The sequence below is a fragment of the Pseudomaricurvus sp. genome (genome assembly GCF_965662505.1).
Classification (GTDB): domain Bacteria; phylum Pseudomonadota; class Gammaproteobacteria; order Pseudomonadales; family Cellvibrionaceae; genus Pseudomaricurvus.
The window spans coordinates 1-6,750 of record NZ_CBFIHX010000149.1 but is presented as its reverse complement, the minus strand read 5'-3'; the positions used below and the strand labels follow the sequence as shown (position 1 = coordinate 6,750).

General features: G+C 48.0%; 4 protein-coding genes. 3 read left to right on the top strand and 1 reads right to left on the bottom strand.

Annotated features, from left to right (window positions below; genetic code table 11):
• The 3 genes from gyrB to ACTG33_RS15205 all read left to right on the top strand — a co-directional run.
• Positions 1 to 2,382 (top strand): DNA topoisomerase (ATP-hydrolyzing) subunit B (gyrB, locus tag ACTG33_RS15215; protein WP_439136076.1); only part of this gene is annotated, 2,382 nt, incomplete at its 5' end.
• Between the two features lie 232 nt (positions 2,383 to 2,614).
• Positions 2,615 to 3,292 (top strand): adenosylcobinamide amidohydrolase, encoded by a 678-nt coding sequence (locus ACTG33_RS15210; RefSeq protein ID WP_439136075.1) that lies wholly within the window; start codon positions 2,615 to 2,617, stop codon positions 3,290 to 3,292.
• 98 nt (positions 3,293 to 3,390) lie between these two features.
• On the top strand, positions 3,391 to 3,789 hold the full coding sequence (locus tag ACTG33_RS15205; protein ID WP_439136074.1) for a GFA family protein: 399 nt from the start codon (positions 3,391 to 3,393) through the stop codon (positions 3,787 to 3,789).
• A 50-nt stretch (positions 3,790 to 3,839) separates the two neighbouring features.
• Here the strand turns inward: ACTG33_RS15205 and ACTG33_RS15200 are convergent, their stop codons facing one another.
• On the bottom strand, positions 3,840 to 5,969 hold the full coding sequence (locus tag ACTG33_RS15200) for an EAL domain-containing protein (RefSeq protein ID WP_439136073.1): 2,130 nt from the start codon (positions 5,967 to 5,969) through the stop codon (positions 3,840 to 3,842).
• Positions 5,970 to 6,750 lie beyond the last annotated feature (781 nt).

The following is a 6,750-nucleotide window of genomic DNA, read 5'->3' as shown; positions in this document are numbered from 1 at the left end:
CTGAAAGGGTTGGATGCAGTTCGTAAGCGCCCAGGGATGTACATTGGCGACACCGATGATGGCAGCGGTCTGCATCATATGGTGTTTGAAATCGTCGATAACTCCATTGATGAGGCATTGGCAGGCCACTGTTCCGAGATTAAAGTCGTGATTCACCCCGATGAATCCGTCTCTGTTAGCGATAACGGCCGTGGTATTCCGACTGAAATCCACGAAGAAGAAGGGGTTTCTGCCGCTGAAGTGATTATGACCGTACTTCACGCCGGGGGTAAATTCGACGATAACACCTATAAAGTCTCCGGCGGCCTGCACGGCGTGGGGGTTTCTGTTGTAAATGCCCTGTCTGAAAAGCTGGAACTGACCATCCGTCGCGGTGGTAAAGTGTTTGAGCAGGTCTACCGTCACGGTGTTCCCGATGCACCTTTGGCGATTGTCGGAGATACCGACATTACCGGTACTGAAGTTCGCTTCCACCCGTCTGCTGATACCTTTACCAACATTGAATTCCATTTCGATCAGCTGGCCAAGCGCTTGCGTGAACTCTCTTTCCTCAACTCTGGCGTGCGCATTGTGTTGAAAGACGAGCGTTCTGCCAAAGAAGAAGTGTATGAGTACGAAGGCGGCTTGCGAGCCTTTGTTGAGCACATCAACCAGAACAAAACCCCCATTAACCAGGTCATTCACTTCGACACTCTGCGTGAAGAAGACGGTGTGGGAGTAGAAGTGGCGTTGCAGTGGAACGACAGCTTTCAGGAAAACATCTTCTGTTACACCAACAACATCCCCCAGCGCGACGGCGGTACTCACCTGGCGGGCTTCCGTGCAGCACTGACTCGCGGCTTGAATGGCTATATTGAGCGTGAAGGCCTGGGCAAAAAAGACAAGGTTAACACCACCGGTGACGATGCCCGTGAAGGTTTGACAGCGATCATTTCGGTGAAAGTGCCGGATCCCAAGTTCTCTTCCCAGACTAAAGACAAGCTGGTGTCCTCCGAAGTGAAAACTGCGGTGGAGCAAGAGATGGGGGTTTCCTTCAATGATTACCTGCTGGAAAACCCGCAGGAATCCAAGCTGATTGTCGGCAAGATGATGGAAGCGGCTCGCGCCCGTGAAGCGGCTCGCAAAGCCCGTGAAATGACTCGCCGTAAGGGTGCGCTGGACATTGCTGGCCTGCCAGGCAAGTTGGCGGACTGTCAGGAAAAAGACCCGGCATTGTCTGAAATCTACCTGGTGGAGGGTGATTCCGCTGGCGGTTCCGCCAAACAAGGACGCTCGCGCAAGACTCAGGCGATCCTGCCGCTGAAAGGTAAGATTCTCAACGTTGAAAAAGCACGCTTTGACAAGATGTTGTCCAGTGCTGAAGTGGGTACTCTGATCACCGCGCTGGGTTGCGGTATCGGTAACGAAGAATTCAACCCGGACAAGCTGCGTTATCACAGCATCATCATCATGACGGATGCGGACGTGGATGGTTCTCACATCCGTACGTTGTTGCTGACGTTCTTCTTCCGCCAGATGCGTGAGCTGGTTGAGCGTGGTCATATCTACATCGCTCAGCCACCGCTGTACAAAATCAGCAAAGGCAAGCAGGAGCAATACCTGAAAGACGATGAAGCACTGACCCAATTCCTGACTCAGGCAGCACTGGAAAACGCGTCATTGCACGTCAATGTGGATGCTCCAGGCATCACTGGTGAAGGCCTGGAAAACCTGGTGGCAGAATATCGCGCTGTTATGGCCACAATTGACCGGTTGTCTCGTCTGTATCCTTCCGAAGTTCTGGAACAGCTGGTGTATCTGGAAACTGTGACTGAAGAGCATCTGAAGAGTCACGATTTGATGCAGAAGTGGGCTGATGCGTTGTCCGCTCGATTGGCCGTTAGTAACGGCAGCGGCAGTCACCGCTACGAAGTTCTGGTTAGAGAAGACACCGAGCGTCATCTGTTTATCCCGGTGGTACGAATCACCGCCCACGGTGTGCCTTCGGACTTTATTTTCAACCGTGACTTCTTCCTGTCCGGCGAATACGCTTCTATCGTTAAGTTGGGTGAACGTCTCGACGGTTTGATCGAAGAGGGTGGCTACATTCAGCGCGGTGAGCGCAAGAAAGAAACCACCAGCTTCACCGAAGCGCTGGAGTGGTTGATGATTGAATCCCGTCGTGGCTATAACATCTCGCGCTACAAAGGGTTGGGTGAGATGAACCCCGAACAATTGTGGGAAACCACCATGGATCCGGAAAGCCGTCGCATGCTACAAGTGACTATCGAAGACGCCATTGGCGCCGATCAGATCTTCACCACCCTGATGGGTGATCATGTAGAGCCACGTCGCGAGTTTATCGAGACTAATGCTCTGGCAGTGGCGAACCTGGACGTTTAAGGTTTTCTAAACCCTGGCGTTAATCGTAAACCCGCGTTTGGGTGGTTCCATGTGGATCAACCAACGCGGGTTTTTTTATATCCGCAGATACTATGTTTGTAAGTGTTTACTATTGTTGAGATCGTTGTTTTATGGACGCTTTTAATAGAAAGCTGAATCGCTTCCAATGGAATGGAAACTCTATGATTCAGGAAATACTTAATCCTATGGTTGAAAATAAGTAGCAGTATTCATGTCTAAAATTGAGCTGGTGAATCACCGTGATTACCTGGTGTTGATGCCTCCTGCAATGTGTCGGGTGCTAAGCTCTGCCGTACTGAATGGTGGTTTGAGGGAGGCGGCGTCGTTTCTCAATTGGAAGGTTGATGAAAACCCACCGTCACCGTGTCTGCCAGCGGAAGAAGCCCTGAATCTGAAAGCCGCCGAGTTGAAGCTACCGCAACCGACAACGGCTATGATGACCGCTGCCTCGATGTCATCTTTGGGTCACTGTTTCGAGAGTCGTGCAGGTTTGACGGCAGAGTGTTGGGTAACCTCAGGACTGAGTAATGTCCGTCGAGTGGGTGATATTGCCGATGAGGAGCCATCCCCGGGGACGATTAATATCTGGCTTTACGTGAATCAGTCCCTAACCGATGCAGCCATGGTTGAAGCCCTGATGATGCTCACAGAGAGCAAAGTGACGGCTGTACGTGATGCCGGGATTTTCAGCCCACTCTCTGGCTTGCCTGCCAGTGGTACGGGTACCGACAGTCACGCGGTGTTTTGCCCAGACAGTGATTCAACTCAGGCCTTCTGTGGTAAGCACACATTACTAGGTGAGATGATAGGTCGAGTGGTGACAACCGCCTGCGCGATCAGTCTGGATAAGTGCATGAATCTGACGTCTCAAACCGAGTCGGCTGAATAGCCTTTCTTACCATTTACCGCCTCGTTCTGAGGAGCTAAACCGAAGTGGAGGAAAAAAAGTTGAGGAAAAAAGGTTGAGGAAAAGAAGTTGAGGAAAATATGATTAAAGGAAGTTGTCTCTGCGAAAAAATACAATACGAGTACAGTGAGCCAATAGATGAAGTGGCCATCTGCCACTGTGATCAATGCAAGAGAGCGCAAGGCACTCCCTTCGTGACCAATGCACCGATTCAGTTAAAAAGCTTTGCTTTCGTTCAGGGTTCTGAACTGGCTAAAGTATTTTTCTCCAGTCCGAATAAAAAGAGAGTCTTCTGTAGCAACTGTGGCAGTCCTCTTTACAGCCAGCGAACAGATCATCCAGAAATAATCAGGCTTCGTCTAGGCACGGTGACTGAAGGAAAAATACCTGAACCAGGCTATGAAATTTACTGCGAGTCTAAATCAGACTGGTTTGAAGTGTCTGATCTAAGGCCTGGTTACGAGAAAAATAAAACATAAAAATCACCTGTAAGATTGCACCTTAGTCCCCATGTTTAAGAATCATCTATTCAATCTTTCTTCTGTTTGATCAATTGTTCGAGCAGCTCTTCAGGTGGTTTCGGTGGACTGAAAAGATATCCCTGAAATTCTCGACAACCCAGTTTTTTCAGGGATTGCCATTGCTCTTCGTTTTCAATTCCTTCGGCTACGACATTGAGTTTTAGTACGTCAGCCAGTAGCAAAATAACTCTAACAATAGATCGACTTTCGTTATCACTCAGTAGTGTGGTGACAAAGCTTTTGTCAATTTTCATTTCATCTATCGGGAGTTGACGTATGTACGACAGGGACGAATATCCGGTACCGAAATCATCAAGGGAGAAGCGTACGCCCATGGCTCTCAGCCGCTTCATTTGCTGGATGCTGAGATCAATATTCTCAGCCAGAACACTTTCTGTGACTTCAAGCATTAAGGCAGAAGCCCGAAGGCCTGTTTCCTTGAGAGTCTGTTTTACTTTATTTGGAAATGTGGATAGACAAAGTTGGCTTTGACTTATGTTGACTGATACCGACCAGTCGTCAATGTCCAATTTCTTTCGCCAATCACTCATCTGTTGACAAGATTTAATTAGAATCTGATCGCTTAATTTTTCCATCAGGTGCTTCTTCTCAGCCAGTTCAATAAAACTGGCAGGACTAAGAAGGCCTTGTTGGGGATGGTTCCAGCGCGCCAACGCTTCAAATCCAATCGTGTTTCCATCCAGATTAACTTTAGGTTGGAACCAGGGAAGAATTTCGTTGCCATTCTCAAGAGCAGTATTAAGGTCAGTTGCCAGGTGTTGCTCGTTGACAAGCTCTTGCTGCATGACATCGTCGAAAAGACTGAATTTATTTTTCCCCTTTCTCTTGGCGTCGTACATGGCTATGTCGGCCATACGCATTAAATCGCTGGCACAGATGGAGTCATCGTTAAACAGAACAACCCCGATGCTTGTCGATATGGACCTTGAATTTCCCAGTGTGACGGTGGGTTGAGAAACGGCTGTTAAGAGTTTCTTGGCGGTTTCTATAACCTTCTCCAGTGCAGTATTGTACTCTTTGTGTGCCGTGTTTATGACTACCAGGAATTCATCACCGCCTAATCTTGAAATGGAATGATGATCACTCAGCACATTGGAAAAACGACTAGAGATTTCAATTAACAGCTCGTCACCGTCGTGATGACCCAAAGTATCGTTTATGGTTTTAAAATCGTCGAGATCGGTCAACATGACAGCGGAAAAAGCTTGTGTTTCCGCGCTGTTTCTTAGACAGGATTCCAGTCGTGAGCGAATCAGACTACGGTTAGGCAGGTTGGTCAATGGATCATAGTAGGCAAGATGTTCTATTTCTTCCTGGTGTCGCTTTTGTTCTGAAATGTCTCTGACAATAGCAATAAAGCGGGAAGGCTCTCCATCCAGTTCAACATACTGTAGGGAAATATCTACGGGGAGGTCGTGGCCATCCTTGTGGCGGTGAGTTGTTTGGAAGTTTAGACGATTCACCTCGCCGCTTATCAGAGGCTGAATCATCTGTCTGAATTCCGGTTCCGAAAAGAGTGGTTTGACATCGTAGGGGTGTAATTTCAGTAGCTCACTCTGCGTGTATCCCAGCTGACTTATGGCACCCTGGTTGACGTAAAAAAACTGCAGTGTTTGCGCATCAAACATAAAAACGCAATCCAGTGTACAGTCGAGCGTCTTTTGGAACCGCTTCAGGTTTAGCCGGTCTTCATTACTGGCGGTGATGTCCTGTACTGCCGCAACCAGCAGACGTTCAGAACCAACAGTGGTTTCTGTCACGGCAATTTGAATGGTAAAACGCGTGCCGTCTGCCCGAACAGCTTGCAGAGAACGGAGGTTACCCATGATTGATCCTGAGGTTTTTCCGTCAGCGTACTTCTGCATGTAGTCTGAATGGTGGTGCGCTACTTCTGGTGGCATGAGTTTCGTGATGGACTTACCGATCAGATCTTTTTCCGTGTAACCAAACATTTTTTCAAACGCAGGGTTAATGCTTTGGATCCGGCCTTTCAGATCCGTCATAACCACAGCATCATAAAGGGTGTTCAGAATTGCCCGATTGATATTGAAACTGTGTTCAACCGCTCGCTGATTCTCATCTTCCGATCTGCCAGCGATGATGAACTTTTCCGCCAATTGAGCAATGCGTGACAGGTTGTCTGACTGTTCATCTGAGGCATACAGAGCGATCATTAAGCCTAAGTGATCACCATCATTGTTAAACAGGTTGATGGCTTTGAGAGTGCGATCTGTGAGGTAGGTGGACCTGGACGACGTTCCGTTCAAGACGGCGACCGTTTCTTGCAATTCGATGGTTATCAGTGATCTTGAGTTTTTGTCAATTTGTTGATCAGCTGCCTGGAGGTATGACCTGATTTCAGCCTTTTCGGCAGGGGTGTGTATGATAGGGTCCGTTGTCTCCCCCATCACCAGAGCGAGCCATTTGTGACGACTTTGGGAAGAAGAGAGTTGAAATAGATCCGCAATGGCTTGCCTGATTTTTGCATTCATACGTTTCACGCGGTTCCGATCTGGTGGACGATATGCTGTGCTGTATTTTTATGATGAGAGCAGACAGATAACCTCAAGCATAGACTATATACCTATATTAAAAATCACTTTTGCCGCTTAAATTGCTCATAGAATCTTATGTTTGGTGGTGTATCGTCTTTATGATGGTCAACGGTGAAAAATTAAGTGAATACTGGCCAAATAAGGAAATTGACGACAGTTCATTAAGGCATGTATCACAACCATAAGTCAATTCATGGGAAATAAAACGGACAAAAAATGAACACCATAGGACTGCTGGGCGGTATGAGTTGGGAGAGCACTCTCGGATATTACAAAGCAATTAATGAAGGCGTTAAAAACGCCCTGGGTGGATTGCATTCCGCCCAAATTGCGATGGTGAGTG